Genomic DNA, 14,488 nt, shown 5'->3' on the forward strand with positions numbered 1-14,488 from the left:
CACTCCTAAACAGCATATTTCGCTAGTAGCTATTGTAAGATCGGATGATCTTCGACATTTTGCTTTGTTTCGATATCCAGTTTTCAAGGAACAAGCGGAAAATCATCTTACCACGCTGCTACCGAGGTATCAAGTGGTAGGTTATGGTGGAGCCAAGCGGGATCGAACCGCTGACCTCCTGCTTGCAAGGCAGGCGCTCTCCCAGCTGAGCTATGGCCCCAAATAATATTAATTTAATATGGTGGGCCCTAGTGGACTCGAACCACCGACCTCACCCTTATCAGGGGTGCGCTCTAACCAGCTGAGCTAAGGGCCCTTACTATATGATCCACCAAAGTGGAATCGCTTGGCGACGTTCTACTCTCCCAGGACCCTTCGGTCCAAGTACCATTGACGCTGGAAGGCTTAACGGTCGTGTTCGGTATGGGTACGCGTGGTTCCCTTCCGCCATCATCACCAAACGATTTACTTGAAAGGCATTGCACCTTTCAAAACTGAACAACGAGGAGAGTGAGTTCGCTGCAACTGTTACATCGCGGGACGATGTCAGTTGTCAGCTATTATGTCCGATGGCCTGCAGCCATCATGGACTCCATAGAAAGGAGGTGATCCAGCCGCACCTTCCGATACGGCTACCTTGTTACGACTTCACCCCAATCATCTACCCCACCTTCGGCGGCTGGCTCCTTGCGGTTACCCCACCGACTTCGGGTGTTGTAAACTCTCGTGGTGTGACGGGCGGTGTGTACAAGACCCGGGAACGTATTCACCGCGGCATGCTGATCCGCGATTACTAGCAATTCCGACTTCATGCAGGCGAGTTGCAGCCTGCAATCCGAACTGAGACCGGCTTCTAAGGATTTGCTCCGGATCGCTCCTTCGCTGCCCGTTGTACCGGCCATTGTAGTACGTGTGTAGCCCAGGTCATAAGGGGCATGATGATTTGACGTCATCCCCACCTTCCTCCGGTTTGTCACCGGCAGTCACTTCAGAGTGCCCAACTCAATGCTGGCAACTGAAATCAAGGGTTGCGCTCGTTGCGGGACTTAACCCAACATCTCACGACACGAGCTGACGACAACCATGCACCACCTGTCTCCTCTGTCCCGAAGGCCTACGATATCTCTACCGTATTCAGAGGGATGTCAAGACCTGGTAAGGTTCTTCGCGTTGCTTCGAATTAAACCACATACTCCACTGCTTGTGCGGGTCCCCGTCAATTCCTTTGAGTTTCACTCTTGCGAGCGTACTCCCCAGGCGGAGTGCTTACTGTGTTTACTTCGGCACCAAGGGTATCGAAACCCCTAACACCTAGCACTCATCGTTTACGGCGTGGACTACCAGGGTATCTAATCCTGTTTGCTCCCCACGCTTTCGCGCCTCAGCGTCAGTTACAGTCCAGAAAGTCGCCTTCGCCACTGGTGTTCCTCCACATCTCTACGCATTTCACCGCTACACGTGGAATTCCACTTTCCTCTCCTGCACTCAAGTCTCCCAGTTTTCAGTGCGAACCAGGGTTGAGCCCTGGGCTTAAACACCAAACTTAACAGACCGCCTGCGCGCGCTTTACGCCCAATAATTCCGGACAACGCTTGCCCCCTACGTATTACCGCGGCTGCTGGCACGTAGTTAGCCGGGGCTTTCTTCTCAGGTACCGTCATTTCCAGGGCAGTTACTCCCCGGAACGTTCTTCCCTGGCAACAGAGCTTTACGATCCGAAAACCTTCATCACTCACGCGGCGTTGCTCCGTCAGACTTTCGTCCATTGCGGAAGATTCCCTACTGCTGCCTCCCGTAGGAGTCTGGGCCGTGTCTCAGTCCCAGTGTGGCCGATCACCCTCTCAGGTCGGCTACGCATCGTCGCCTTGGTGAGCCGTTACCTCACCAACTAGCTAATGCGCCGCAGGCCCATCTGTAAGCCACAGCTTGCGCCGTGTTTCCAAGCTCCTCCATGCGAAGGAGCCATCTATCCGGTCTTAGCTACCGTTTCCGGTAGTTATCCCAGTCTTACAGGCAGGTTGCCTACGTGTTACTCACCCGTCCGCCGCTAGGGTCCGAAGACCCTCGCTCGACTTGCATGTATTAGGCACGCCGCCAGCGTTCGTCCTGAGCCAGGATCAAACTCTCCAATAAAGTAAAGTTCGACTTGCTCATGTTCAAAGCTAGCACGAATCCGAAGATTCGTTTTATTTTCACTCTCTCGTTGTTCAGTTTTCAAAGGGCAATTTCACTGCTTAAGGAATGTAGCACATTTCATTATGTTTTGCAACTTTTTGTTTTTCCATCCAAGAGGTAGTCCTGCGAGGTCAGATCCACGATGTTTGTTGCGTTCCGCTGCGCTCTCTCAAGCGGCGGAGTCATAATATATCATGTTGTCATTCTCTTTGCAAGTCCGAATTCTTCCATCCGGAGTCATTCGGGTAAGGCATAATAAAGAGTCCTTCGGTGTCCCAAAGGACTCTTTGCTTGGCGACGTTCTACTCTCCCAGGACCCTTCGGTCCAAGTACCATCGACGCTGGAAGGCTTAACGGTCGTGTTCGGTATGGGTACGCGTGGTTCCCTTCCGCCATCATCACCAAACGTGATGCTTCTGCCAAGAAACATCTAGGTTGTTGTTCAAAGCGACTTGCGCCTTGAAAACTGGATTCGAGACTTCAGCAAATGTCATATGCTTTATAGGATAAGCCCTCGACCGATTAGTATTCGTCAGCTCCACACGTTGCCGCGCTTCCACCCCGAACCTATCTACCTCGTCGTCTACAAGGGGTCTTACATACTGGGAAATCTCATCTTGAGGGGGGCTTCACGCTTAGATGCTTTCAGCGCTTATCCCTTCCGTACTTGGCTATCCAGCCGTGCCTCTGGCGAGACAACTGGTACACCAGCGGTACGTCCATCCCGGTCCTCTCGTACTAAGGACAGCTCCTCTCAAATTTCCTACGCCCGCGACAGATAGGGACCGAACTGTCTCACGACGTTCTGAACCCAGCTCGCGTACCGCTTTAATGGGCGAACAGCCCAACCCTTGGGACCTACTTCAGCCCCAGGATGCGATGAGCCGACATCGAGGTGCCAAACCTCCCCGTCGATGTGGACTCTTGGGGGAGATAAGCCTGTTATCCCCAGGGTAGCTTTTATCCGTTGAGCGATGGCCCTTCCATTCGGTACCACCGGATCACTAAGCCGACTTTCGTCCTGCTCGACCTACCTGTTTGTCTCGCAGTCAAGCTCCCTTATGCCTTTGCACTCTTCGAATGATTTCCAACCATTCTGAGGGAACCTTGGGGCGCCTCCGTTACTCTTTAGGAGGCGACCGCCCCAGTCAAACTGCCTACCTGACACTGTCCCCGCACCCGATCAGGGTGCCAGGTTAGAACTCCGATACGATCAGGGTGGTATCCCAACGGCGCCTCCACCGAAGCTGGCGCTCCGGCTTCCTAGGCTCCCACCTATCCTGTACAGATCGTACCAAAGTCCAATATCAAGCTGCAGTAAAGCTCCATGGGGTCTTTCCGTCTTGTCGCGGGTAACCTGCATCTTCACAGGTATTAAAATTTCACCGGATCTCTCGTCGAGACAGCGCCCAAGTCGTTACGCCATTCGTGCGGGTCAGAATTTACCTGACAAGGAATTTCGCTACCTTAGGACCGTTATAGTTACGGCCGCCGTTTACTGGGGCTTCGGTTCACAGCTTCGGATTGCTCCTAACCGCTCCCCTTAACCTTCCAGCACCGGGCAGGCGTCAGCCCGTATACTTCGCCTTGCGGCTTCGCACAGACCTGTGTTTTTGCTAAACAGTCGCTTGGGCCTTTTCACTGCGGCCCCCTCGGGCTATTCACCCTACCGAGGCACCCCTTCTCCCGAAGTTACGGGGTCATTTTGCCGAGTTCCTTAACGAGAGTTCTTCCGAGCGCCTTAGCATGCTCTGCTCGCCTACCTGTGTCGGTTTGCGGTACGGGCACCTTCTCCCTGGCTAGAGGCTTTTCTTGGCAGCTTGAACTCATGACCTTCGCTACTTGAATTTCGCTCCCCATCACAGCCCAGCCTTAACGGTTAGCGGATTTGCCTACTAACCAGCCTCGCTGCTTGGACGGACATCCATCAGTCCGCGTCACTATCCTTCTGCGTCACCCCATTGCTCATAACGGTTCACGGTGGTACAGGAATTTCAACCTGTTGTCCTTCGACTACGCCTTTCGGCCTCGCCTTAGGTCCCGACTTACCCTGAGCGGACGAACCTTCCTCAGGAACCCTTAGGCTTACGGCGGACAAGATTCTCACTTGTCTTTTCGTTACTCATACCGGCATTCTCACTTGTAACCGCTCCAGCTGTCCTCACGATCAACCTTCACTGCTGTTACAACGCTCCCCTACTGCCCAAAATTTGGACTCATAGCTTCGGTGGTGTGTTTAGCCCCGTTACATTTTCGGCGCAGAGTCACTCGACCAGTGAGCTATTACGCACTCTTTCAATGGTGGCTGCTTCTAAGCCAACATCCTGGTTGTCTTTGCAACTCCACATCCTTTCCCACTTAACACACACTTGGGGACCTTAGCTGATGATCTGGGCTGTTTCCCTCTTGACAATGGATCTTAGCACTCACTGTCTGACTCCCGGGTTAAAGTCTGCGGCATTCAGAGTTTGACTGGACTTGGTAACCCTTGGCGGGCCCCGCACCCAATCAGTGCTTTACCTCCGCGACTCATCACCCGAGGCTAGCCCTAAAGCTATTTCGGGGAGAACCAGCTATCTCCGAGTTCGATTGGAATTTCTCCGCTACCCCCACCTGCATCCCGAATTTTTCAACATTCGTGGGTTCGGGCCTCCAGTGCGTGTTACCGCACCTTCACCCTGGACAGGGGTAGATCACACGGTTTCGGGTCTACGTCTACGTACTTATTCGCCCTATTCAGACTCGCTTTCGCTGCGGCTCCGGCTTCTCACCTTAACCTTGCGCGTAAACGTAACTCGCCGGTTCATTCTACAAAAGGCACGCCATCACTCTTTAACGAGCTCTGACTTCTTGTAAGCACACGGTTTCAGGTTCTTTTTCACTCCGCTCCCGCGGTTCTTTTCACCTTTCCCTCACGGTACTGCTTCACTATCGGTCACCAGGGAGTATTTAGCCTTGGCAGATGGTCCTGCCGGATTCCGACGGGGTTTCACGTGTCCCGCCGTACTCAGGATCCGTCTAGAGTCTCGGTTGCTTTCGGTTACGGGGCTGTTACCCACTTTGGCCGGCCTTTCCAGACCTGTTCGCCTACCAACCTGCACTCACATTGACGTCCTACAACCCCAAGGGGCAAGCCCCTTGGTTTGGGCTGTTCCGCTTTCGCTCGCCGCTACTGACGGAATCACTTTTGTTTTCTTTTCCTGAGGGTACTTAGATGTTTCAGTTCCCCTCGTCTGCCTCCTACACAGCTATGTATTCACTGTGTGGTACGTGAGTATTACCTCACGCGGGTTCCCCCATTCGGACATCCCCGGATCAAAGCCTGCTTACGGCTCCCCGAGGCATTTCGTCGTTCGCCACGTCCTTCTTCGGCTCCTGGTGCCTAGGCATCCTCCGTGTGCTCTTATTAGCTTAACCAATCGTTCGAATGATCTTGGTTCTCCGTTCCGTTGTGCTACGCACAAAGTCACTCCAAACTCAAGACATTCTCACTAGCAGCTAAAAGATTGATGATTTCGCATGCGCTCAATCATCACATCGTAATAGATGTTTCGACATTTTGCTTTGTTTCGATATCCAGTTTTCAAGGAACAAGGATTGTTCTTCGCTGCTCGCATTACCGCGGCAGGAAGGTTACCTTAGCACGTCCGCAATCTTTGATGCAAGCATCAAGATTACCAAAGGCGCTCGCACAATAACGGACTTTGAGAACGTTATTTGCGGTTTTGGAATCGGTCAGAGGCAGATAACGGACTTTCGAACCGTTATTTTCTGCTGTAACGCGATTGTGGAGCGGTTTTGCCTAGTTTTCGCCGAAATAGCGGTCTGAAAAACCGTTATTCCAGCTTCTCGCTGCTGTTTCAACTGAATAACGTCCTAAAAGTCCGTTATTCCTTCAGCCTTCAGCGAAGCAAAACATCCTATGTATAGAAAGGCATTGCACCTTTCAAAACTGAACAACGAGGAGAGTGAGTTCGCTGCAACTGTTACATCGTGGAACGATGTCAGTTGTCAGCTATTATGTCCGATGGCCTGCAGCCATCATGGACTCCATAGAAAGGAGGTGATCCAGCCGCACCTTCCGATACGGCTACCTTGTTACGACTTCACCCCAATCATCTACCCCACCTTCGGCGGCTGGCCCCTTGCGGTTACCCCACCGACTTCGGGTGTTGTAAACTCTCGTGGTGTGACGGGCGGTGTGTACAAGACCCGGGAACGTATTCACCGCGGCATGCTGATCCGCGATTACTAGCAATTCCGACTTCATGCAGGCGAGTTGCAGCCTGCAATCCGAACTGAGACCGGCTTCTAAGGATTTGCTCCGGATCGCTCCTTCGCTGCCCGTTGTACCGGCCATTGTAGTACGTGTGTAGCCCAGGTCATAAGGGGCATGATGATTTGACGTCATCCCCACCTTCCTCCGGTTTGTCACCGGCAGTCACTTCAGAGTGCCCAACTGAATGCTGGCAACTGAAATCAAGGGTTGCGCTCGTTGCGGGACTTAACCCAACATCTCACGACACGAGCTGACGACAACCATGCACCACCTGTCTCCTCTGTCCCGAAGGCCTACGATATCTCTACCGTATTCAGAGGGATGTCAAGACCTGGTAAGGTTCTTCGCGTTGCTTCGAATTAAACCACATACTCCACTGCTTGTGCGGGTCCCCGTCAATTCCTTTGAGTTTCACTCTTGCGAGCGTACTCCCCAGGCGGAGTGCTTACTGTGTTTACTTCGGCACCAAGGGTATCGAAACCCCTAACACCTAGCACTCATCGTTTACGGCGTGGACTACCAGGGTATCTAATCCTGTTTGCTCCCCACGCTTTCGCGCCTCAGCGTCAGTTACAGTCCAGAAAGTCGCCTTCGCCACTGGTGTTCCTCCACATCTCTACGCATTTCACCGCTACACGTGGAATTCCACTTTCCTCTCCTGCACTCAAGTCTCCCAGTTTTCAGTGCGAACCAGGGTTGAGCCCTGGGCTTAAACACCAAACTTAACAGACCGCCTGCGCGCGCTTTACGCCCAATAATTCCGGACAACGCTTGCCCCCTACGTATTACCGCGGCTGCTGGCACGTAGTTAGCCGGGGCTTTCTTCTCAGGTACCGTCATTTCCAGGGCAGTTACTCCCCGGAACGTTCTTCCCTGGCAACAGAGCTTTACGATCCGAAAACCTTCATCACTCACGCGGCGTTGCTCCGTCAGACTTTCGTCCATTGCGGAAGATTCCCTACTGCTGCCTCCCGTAGGAGTCTGGGCCGTGTCTCAGTCCCAGTGTGGCCGATCACCCTCTCAGGTCGGCTACGCATCGTCGCCTTGGTGAGCCGTTACCTCACCAACTAGCTAATGCGCCGCAGGCCCATCTGTAAGCCACAGCTTGCGCCGTGTTTCCAAGCTCCTCCATGCGAAGAAGCCATCTATCCGGTCTTAGCTACCGTTTCCGGTAGTTATCCCAGTCTTACAGGCAGGTTGCCTACGTGTTACTCACCCGTCCGCCGCTAGGGTCCGAAGACCCTCGCTCGACTTGCATGTATTAGGCACGCCGCCAGCGTTCGTCCTGAGCCAGGATCAAACTCTCCAATAAAGTAAAGTTCGACTTGCTCATTCAAAGCTAGCACGAATCCGAAGATTCGTTTTATTTTCACTCTCTCGTTGTTCAGTTTTCAAAGGGCAATTAAATCCTAGTGCTCCGAGCGGTTTAATTGACCGGCTCAAAAGCGACCTTTATAATCTATCACATCTTACGGGCCATTGCAAGCTTAATTTTCTTTCCAACTTTCAACAAGTTCGCCTGACAACCAAGCTTGTCCGGCCGCTTCAAAAGCGACAAGGAGTAATATATCAAAAATAAAAAGAGAATGCAACCCTAACTTTCCGTCCATATTATCTCATTAAAAAAGCCGTTCCCCTTAATATAAAAGAAGAACGGCTTTAATTTCTTACACGGACCAGCCCTCCAGCTTAAGCAGCGGCTCGGCCTTCATATCAAAGGCCGAGAACTGTCCGCGGCGGAGCTTAAGGAACGCCGCCGCCGCGATCATAGCCGCATTGTCTGTACACAGACTGAGCGGCGGCACCAGCAGAGGCACGCCGGCGTCCGCACAGCGGGCGCCCAGTGCCTCGCGCAAGCCCTTGTTGGCCGCCACACCGCCGGCCAACAACAATTGCCGCGCGCCGTACGCCTTCACGGCGCGCAGCGATTTCTCCACCAGGACGTCGATGACCGAGTCCTGGAAGCCCCGCGCGACCGCCGCAGGCTCTAGCGCGATGCCCTTCATGCTGGCCTGGTTCAGCGCGGCCAGCACCGCCGACTTCAGCCCGCTGAAGCTGAAGTCGTAGGAGTCCGGCTCCAGCCACGCCCGAGGAAGCGTCACCGCTTCCTCGGCCTCATGCGCAAGCCGGTCGATATGCGGTCCGCCGGGGTACGGCAGCTTCAGCGCTCGCGCCACCTTGTCGTAGGCCTCTCCGGCGGCGTCGTCTCTTGTCTGTCCGATGATGCGAAAGCGCCCTTCGGACTCGACAAACACCAGCTCGGTATGTCCCCCGGACACCACGAGCGCGGTAAAAGGATATTCCAGCTCATGAACGAGCTGATTGGCATAAATATGTCCTGCAATATGATGCACTCCGATTAAGGGAAGCTCCAATGCCGCAGCCAGAGCTTTGGCGGCGACCATCCCTACAAGCAGCGAGCCGACCAGTCCGGGCCCTTGCGTTACGGCGATCGCATCCAAATCCGCTGCCTGCACTCCCGCTTCGGTCAAAGCTTCTTCAATAATCCAAGTAATGGTCTCCACATGCTGGCGGGAGGCCACCTCCGGCACTACCCCGCCAAATCGTTGATGCGTTTCGATCTGGCTCGAGACGACATTTGCCAGAATGTCCTTGCCGTCGCGAACGATAGCGACCGACGTCTCGTCGCAGCTGGTCTCTACAGCCAAGATAAGCTTCGCTTTATTATCCACGTAAGTCCGAACCTTTCTATTCTTGGGCGGCCAAACGGTTTACATCCGGCAGATCCACCCACATGATGATGGCATCTTCTTTATTATCCGTATAATAACCGCGGCGAATACCGACGGAATAAAACCCAAGCTTCTCATATAAATTTTGCGCTACCGTATTGGAAGGCCGAACCTCAAGGGTCATTCGCAGCGCCCCGAACAGACGGGCATTGCGCATCATTTCCCGAAGCAGCCGCTCCCCGAGCTTTCGCCCCCGGTAAGCTTCCCTTACCGCAATATTCGTGATATGGGCTTCCTCCATAATGAGCCACATCCCGCCGTACCCCGCAATTCGTCCTTCCACTTCCATTACGAGATATTGGGCGAATTGATTGTTGTTCAGCTCATTGTGAAAAGCACCGGAGGTCCAGGGAGTCGCAAAGGACTCCACCTCGATCTCACAGATGACGGGGATATCCTCCTCGCGCATAGGGCGAAAGGCGACATGCTCCGCGCTTAAGGAAGACAACGTCCGATCCGTCTCCATCCGCTTCCACTCCCCTATGATTTCTTAGCCAGCAGCTTCGCTTCCGCCTCAGGCAGCTGGGTATAGTTCGGGACCAACGTATGAACTTCATGGACCAGCCCTTCCCGCCAGCGATCCAAACCCAGCTCCGCTATATGCCTGGCCAGCAGCTTATGCGGCACCTCCAGCACAGCCGTGTCACAGTCGCCCGCGAACCTCCGAACCTCCTCCAAATGGAGCTCCAGCTCACCGGTAAAGGCAACGCCTGCGAACGAAGCGGCGCCCTGTTCCTTAAGTACGCTCAGCAGCTCATCCACCCAAGCGGACATCAGCCGGATCCCGTCGGGAATCAAGCACTTCCACTTGGATCCCCGCACCTCGTACAAACCGGTAAACACTTGGCCCCGCCGCGCATCCAGCATCGGAACGACCCACCGCACCCGATCGTCGCTGCCTAAGGAGCTCTTCCCGCCAAGGGTAACGCCTTCCACAAGTCCATCCGCCTCCGGCGTACCGCCGCCCCAAGCCTTCACCGCACCGCCTAGCGCCATAGCCTCCATCGTAGATACTCCGATTAAAGCAAGCTTATGTGTCCAGGCAAACGTCTTCGCTACCGTGACGCCAATTCTTACCCCGGTATAGGAGCCGGGGCCGACCCCTACGGCAAACGCTGCGAGCTCCTTCGGCCGCACTCCCGCTTCCTTCAGCAACCGTTGAATGGTAGGAACCAAATAAAGCGAGTGGTTGCGTTCGGCAGCCGAGGTGATCTCTCCGACCAGCACATCCCCACGCGTCAAAGCCACCGACATCGAATTCGTTGAGGTGTCGACGGCCAGCATCCATTGATTCTCAGCAAGTGTACTCATACAATCAATCCGTTCTTCTTCAATTCGAGGCACCAAGCCTCGTAAGGCCCACCATAGGGCTGCAGCCGAATTCGCCGTCCGCTGTCACCCAAATGCTCAATTGTAATTTCAAGCCTGTCCGGCGGCAATAAATCTTCAATCAAGGACGCCCACTCCACAAGGGTGATGCCGTCACCGTAGAAGTAATCGTCAAGGCCGAGGTCATCCGCTTCTTCCATGGAAAGCCGATACACATCCATATGATAAAAAGGGAACCGTTCCCCTTCGTATTCCTTAATAATGGTAAAGGTGGGGCTGTTCACCACATCGGTTACGCCGATCGCCCGTGCCACCGATTGAGAGAAGGTCGTCTTCCCCGCCCCCAAGTCTCCGTCCAGCGTAATGACCGTGCCCGCGATAAACAACGAGGCCAAGCGTTCCGCCAGCGCCTCCGTATCCGCCAGCCCTTCTGCGGTGTATTGGTACGTTTCTTTCATCATACGATCGGTTCATCCCTTTGTAAAATGATTATATCCCTTCTTATCCAAGGATTGGACGGTACCGTCCTCACGGATCAGCCTCACTCCGGTATCCTCCGCGGTCACGTAGCCGACCACATCCAGCGTCAAACCCGCTTCGCGGAACGCTACCTGCAGCTCCGGCGCATAAGCGGCTTCAACGGTTCCTATCAATTGATAGTCTTCACCGCCGTATAAAATATAATCAAGCGCATCCTTCCCCACCCCGGCGGCATAGCTGTAGAGCTCGTCCGTCACCCGGATCCGCTCCTCCAGAAGATCGATACCAACTCCCGAGGCCTCAGCAAGCTCCCAGGCTTCGCTGGCAAGACCGTCGCTGACATCGTTCAACGCATGGCATCTTCCGCTCCTTAGCAGCAATTCGCCTGCTTCCAACCGGGGATCCGGTCGGCAGTGAGCCGTCACCAAAGGCAGGATCCGGTCATCGAAAGCCGGCCACCCGTCGGAACGAAGCTGCTGCTTGAGTAAATAGTCAAGTCCGGCAGCGGATAAGCCAAGCGGTCCGGTTACTACTACCACGTCGCCGCGTTTCGCCCCGGAACGCAGTAAGGCTCTCCCTGCATCGACCTCGCCAATCACCGATACGGATAAGGTTAGTCCTCCCGTAGAGGACGTGGTATCACCGCCCACAACGGCGACATTCCACCGATTCGCACAGGCATACAGTCCTTCATACACCTGTTCCATGCGATTCAGTGTCCACCTAGGAGGGATGCTTACGGACACCATGGCGAGCCTCGCCGTTCCTCCCATTGCCGCAATATCGCTAATGGCGGAAGCCATCGCTTTATAGCCGATATCCGAATCCCGCATCGTGATCGGCAAAAAATGCACATCCTCGGTCATCGTATCGCAGGTCAGGACGAGCTCCTTCCCCAGGGTTGTCTTCGCTACAGCCGCATCATCGCCGATTCCTGTCATTACGCCAGCCGAATCCAGCAGAGAGGGAGCTTGTCTGTCCGAGGTCAGACGCCGGATCAAGGCAAATTCATCCATAGAGCTCAAGAGCAAACCGCCTTTCCCTCAGTATTGAAACTTATTATAGCCCTCCAGCCCCCTACCCGCAACAAAAAAGCTCCCCGGCTCAAGTCCGCAGCGTTCGGCTGCAGCTTTGCTGAGAAGCTTTTTTCAAGGATGGATGCTTATTGCATTTCTTGAAGCTCATCCACCGAAACGACCCGTGTATCCTGAGGACCATTCAAGGAGTGAATTCTTGCGGTTTTGTCATGGTAAAATACAGTGTCGATCCATATGGATTCACCGTTCAGCTTGACGTCGACCCGATCGTTCGAGCTCAAAATCTCTTGTGCGCGCTCCACCTGCATTAGCTGTCACCTCCATCCAATACCGATTCCTGTTCATCCATAGTATTTGTGGTCGTGTCTTCGATAAGACCGTTCTGCGGAGACACCTGGCCCCCTCCGAGTCCCTCGTTGACCATACGATCCTCGTCCATAAAGCTGGAATCGCGCCCCTCGTGTGCCGAATCGTTCGCTCCGAAGCCGCCGGACGTATTCGCTTCTGCCATAGGAATCCCTCCCTTATTCGTTCGTATCCTAGCTTTTCCCATCTTTTCGTCGTGCATTCAGGTTAGGGCTTCGAATAGATGAGCATACTAAATGGTAAAACAAACGCAGGTACAGGAGGGTTCCTATGCACACGGTATGGAAGGGTGCAATCAGCTTCGGTCTGGTTCACGTGCCCGTCAAAATGTTTACCGCGACGGAGGATAAGGATATCCCCATGCGCATGATTCACAAGGAGTGCAATACCCCGCTGAACTTTGTCCGCAAATGTCTCCATTGCGAGCGGGAGGTGGAGTGGCAGGAAATTTCCAAAGGCTATGAGTACGAGCCAGGCTCGTTCGTTCTGTTCGAGAAGGATGAGCTGGAGAAGCTGAACGGCGAAGTGACGAAGGAAATTAAAATTCTCGACTTCGTCAACCTCGAAGACATCGATCCGATTTATTTTCACAAGACGTATTACCTCTCCCCCGGTGAAACAGGTGCCAATGCATACAGCCTGCTTCTGGAGGCCATGCGCCAAACAGGAAAAATCGGGATCGCGAAAATATCAATCCGATCCAAAAGCAGCTTGGCTGCCATCCGAATCATCGATAACTGTATCGCCATGGAGACGATTTTTTATCCGGACGAAATTCGTTCCGTTCAGCAGGTGCCGAACCTTCCTGAGCAGCACAATGTGAACGACAAGGAGCTGGAGATGGCCAAGATGCTGATCGCCCAGCTGTCCGTTCCGTTCGAACCGGAAAAATACAAGGATGATTATCGCGAAGCCGTACTGAACGCCATTGAACAGAAGGTATCCGGTCAAGAGATTCGCGTTGCTCCGGAGGCCCAGCGCACGAATGTGATTGACCTGATGTCCGCACTGCAAGCCAGTCTGAATCAAGCCAAGCCTTCCGCTCCCGTACCTACCGACGCTCCCGCTGCCGAGAAGAAGCCAAGGGCCAAAGGCGGCAAGAAGAAGGATAAGGAGAAGGAAGCTGCTCTTACATGAGCGATATCGAATTGCCCAAGGAGCCAATGGCCCCTATTCGCGAATCCAAGATACCCACGGGGGCAGAATGGGGCTTTCAGCTGAAATGGGACGGCGTTCGCCTGCTAGCCGAGCTTCAGCAGAACCGGATCCGGCTATTTTCCCGTTATATGGGGGATAAGACGAATATTTATCCGGAAGCCGTGAAGCTGCTTACGGAGCATGCCTTGAGGCATCAGCCGCTGCTGCTTGACGGAGAAGCCGTCATCTTCGATACGGTGAAGCAGAGGCCGGATTTCTCCCAAATACTCCAACGCGAACGCACCCGCAGCGCCACTGCACGGATAAAAGGTCGTGAGACAAGCCACTTTATCTACGTGTTGTTCGATCTGCTTCATTATGGCGGGGAGGATTGGCGGGACAGGCCCTATCACGAGCGCCATGCCAAGCTGCTGGAGCTATTTCCAGACAAGCACCCCCAGCTATTTGTCACGGATTTGATCTCGGATGGGGATGCGCTTTGGGACTGGGTCGATGCGAACGGCTGGGAAGGGATCATCTCCAAACGGCTCAGCAGTCCCTACCGGGAAGGAAAGCACCACAAGGACTGGTTTAAGAAGAAGACGGCGGAGGTTCATGAGGTGGACTTCATCGGCTTTATCATTCGGGAAGGAAGGGTGGCGAGTCTGATCATGGTGAAGAACGGTGCCCTGTTCGGAAGAGTTTCCTTGGGTTTGGATACCTCGATGAAGACTCGGCTCCTTACTTTCGGACGTGAGCAGGAACGAGCGGAAGCGCCGTTAAATCGGACTCAGCTGCCTTATGAGCTTCGGAGGGAGCAAATTCTTTGGCTGTCGAAGCCGCTCAAGGGAACGGTTACCGGGCTCGAGGTAACCTCCGCCGGACAGTTAAGGCATCCGAAGCTTGTCCATATCGAATGGGAGGAGTAAGTC

At 54.0% G+C, this 14,488-nt stretch carries 10 protein-coding genes, 2 tRNA genes and 5 rRNA genes; 2 read left to right on the top strand and 15 right to left on the bottom strand.

Going from position 1 to position 14,488, the window contains the following annotated elements:
* Positions 1 to 144 precede the first annotated feature (144 nt).
* The 15 genes from QMO62_RS15275 to QMO62_RS15345 all read right to left on the bottom strand — a co-directional run bounded on the left by QMO62_RS15275 (position 145) and on the right by QMO62_RS15345 (position 12,564).
* Positions 145 to 220 (bottom strand) — tRNA-Ala (locus QMO62_RS15275).
* A 19-nt stretch (positions 221 to 239) separates the two neighbouring features.
* Positions 240 to 316, bottom strand: a tRNA-Ile gene (locus QMO62_RS15280).
* Between the two features lie 28 nt (positions 317 to 344).
* Positions 345 to 461, bottom strand: a 5S ribosomal RNA gene (gene rrf / locus QMO62_RS15285).
* A gap of 137 nt (positions 462 to 598) precedes the next feature.
* Positions 599 to 2,133, bottom strand: a 16S ribosomal RNA gene (locus tag QMO62_RS15290).
* 331 nt (positions 2,134 to 2,464) lie between these two features.
* Positions 2,465 to 2,581 (bottom strand): 5S ribosomal RNA (gene rrf / locus QMO62_RS15295).
* 96 nt (positions 2,582 to 2,677) lie between these two features.
* Positions 2,678 to 5,592 (bottom strand): 23S ribosomal RNA (locus QMO62_RS15300).
* A gap of 639 nt (positions 5,593 to 6,231) precedes the next feature.
* A 16S ribosomal RNA gene (locus tag QMO62_RS15305) occupies positions 6,232 to 7,766 on the bottom strand.
* The 16S, 23S and 5S rRNA genes sit together here with 2 tRNA genes alongside, the layout of an rRNA operon.
* A gap of 175 nt (positions 7,767 to 7,941) precedes the next feature.
* Positions 7,942 to 8,064: a hypothetical protein gene (locus QMO62_RS15310; protein ID WP_284642202.1), complete on the bottom strand. Its 123-nt coding sequence runs from the start codon at positions 8,062 to 8,064 to the stop codon at positions 7,942 to 7,944.
* Between the two features lie 57 nt (positions 8,065 to 8,121).
* On the bottom strand, positions 8,122 to 9,147 hold the full coding sequence (gene tsaD / locus QMO62_RS15315) for a tRNA (adenosine(37)-N6)-threonylcarbamoyltransferase complex transferase subunit TsaD (protein WP_284642204.1): 1,026 nt from the start codon (positions 9,145 to 9,147) through the stop codon (positions 8,122 to 8,124).
* A gap of 16 nt (positions 9,148 to 9,163) precedes the next feature.
* Positions 9,164 to 9,673 carry a ribosomal protein S18-alanine N-acetyltransferase gene (rimI, locus tag QMO62_RS15320; RefSeq protein WP_284642206.1) on the bottom strand — a complete coding sequence of 170 codons (510 nt, stop codon included), beginning with the start codon at positions 9,671 to 9,673 and terminating at the stop codon, positions 9,164 to 9,166.
* Between the two features lie 14 nt (positions 9,674 to 9,687).
* Positions 9,688 to 10,518 (bottom strand): tRNA (adenosine(37)-N6)-threonylcarbamoyltransferase complex dimerization subunit type 1 TsaB, encoded by an 831-nt coding sequence (gene tsaB / locus QMO62_RS15325; protein ID WP_284642208.1) that lies wholly within the window; start codon positions 10,516 to 10,518, stop codon positions 9,688 to 9,690.
* Complete coding sequence (tsaE, locus tag QMO62_RS15330) at positions 10,515 to 10,997, bottom strand: tRNA (adenosine(37)-N6)-threonylcarbamoyltransferase complex ATPase subunit type 1 TsaE (RefSeq protein ID WP_284642209.1); 483 nt, start codon at positions 10,995 to 10,997, stop codon at positions 10,515 to 10,517. Before tsaE ends, tsaB begins: the two co-directional genes overlap by 4 nt.
* Positions 10,998 to 11,006: 9 nt before the next feature.
* A complete protein-coding gene (thiL, locus tag QMO62_RS15335; protein WP_284644954.1) occupies positions 11,007 to 12,032 on the bottom strand; it encodes a thiamine-phosphate kinase in 1,026 nt (341 codons plus the stop codon).
* Between the two features lie 146 nt (positions 12,033 to 12,178).
* Positions 12,179 to 12,361, bottom strand: a complete 183-nt coding sequence (locus QMO62_RS15340; protein ID WP_284642211.1) for an H-type small acid-soluble spore protein — start codon at positions 12,359 to 12,361, stop codon at positions 12,179 to 12,181.
* Positions 12,361 to 12,564 (bottom strand): hypothetical protein, encoded by a 204-nt coding sequence (locus QMO62_RS15345; protein WP_284642213.1) that lies wholly within the window; start codon positions 12,562 to 12,564, stop codon positions 12,361 to 12,363. The genes QMO62_RS15340 and QMO62_RS15345 overlap by 1 nt, the downstream gene beginning before the upstream one ends.
* 125 nt (positions 12,565 to 12,689) lie before the next feature.
* Here QMO62_RS15345 and ku point away from each other — a divergent pair, with 125 nt between their 5' ends.
* The gene (ku, locus tag QMO62_RS15350; RefSeq protein WP_284642215.1) at positions 12,690 to 13,556 is read left to right on the top strand and encodes a non-homologous end joining protein Ku; all 867 of its coding nucleotides are present in this window, start codon (positions 12,690 to 12,692) and stop codon (positions 13,554 to 13,556) included.
* On the top strand, positions 13,553 to 14,485 hold the full coding sequence (locus QMO62_RS15355) for an ATP-dependent DNA ligase (RefSeq protein WP_284642217.1): 933 nt from the start codon (positions 13,553 to 13,555) through the stop codon (positions 14,483 to 14,485). The genes ku and QMO62_RS15355 overlap by 4 nt, the downstream gene beginning before the upstream one ends.
* Positions 14,486 to 14,488: the final 3 nt, after the last annotated feature.

The sequence above is a fragment of the Paenibacillus silviterrae genome, assembly GCF_030167925.1.
In the GTDB taxonomy this organism is placed as follows: domain Bacteria; phylum Bacillota; class Bacilli; order Paenibacillales; family NBRC-103111; genus Paenibacillus_G; species Paenibacillus_G silviterrae.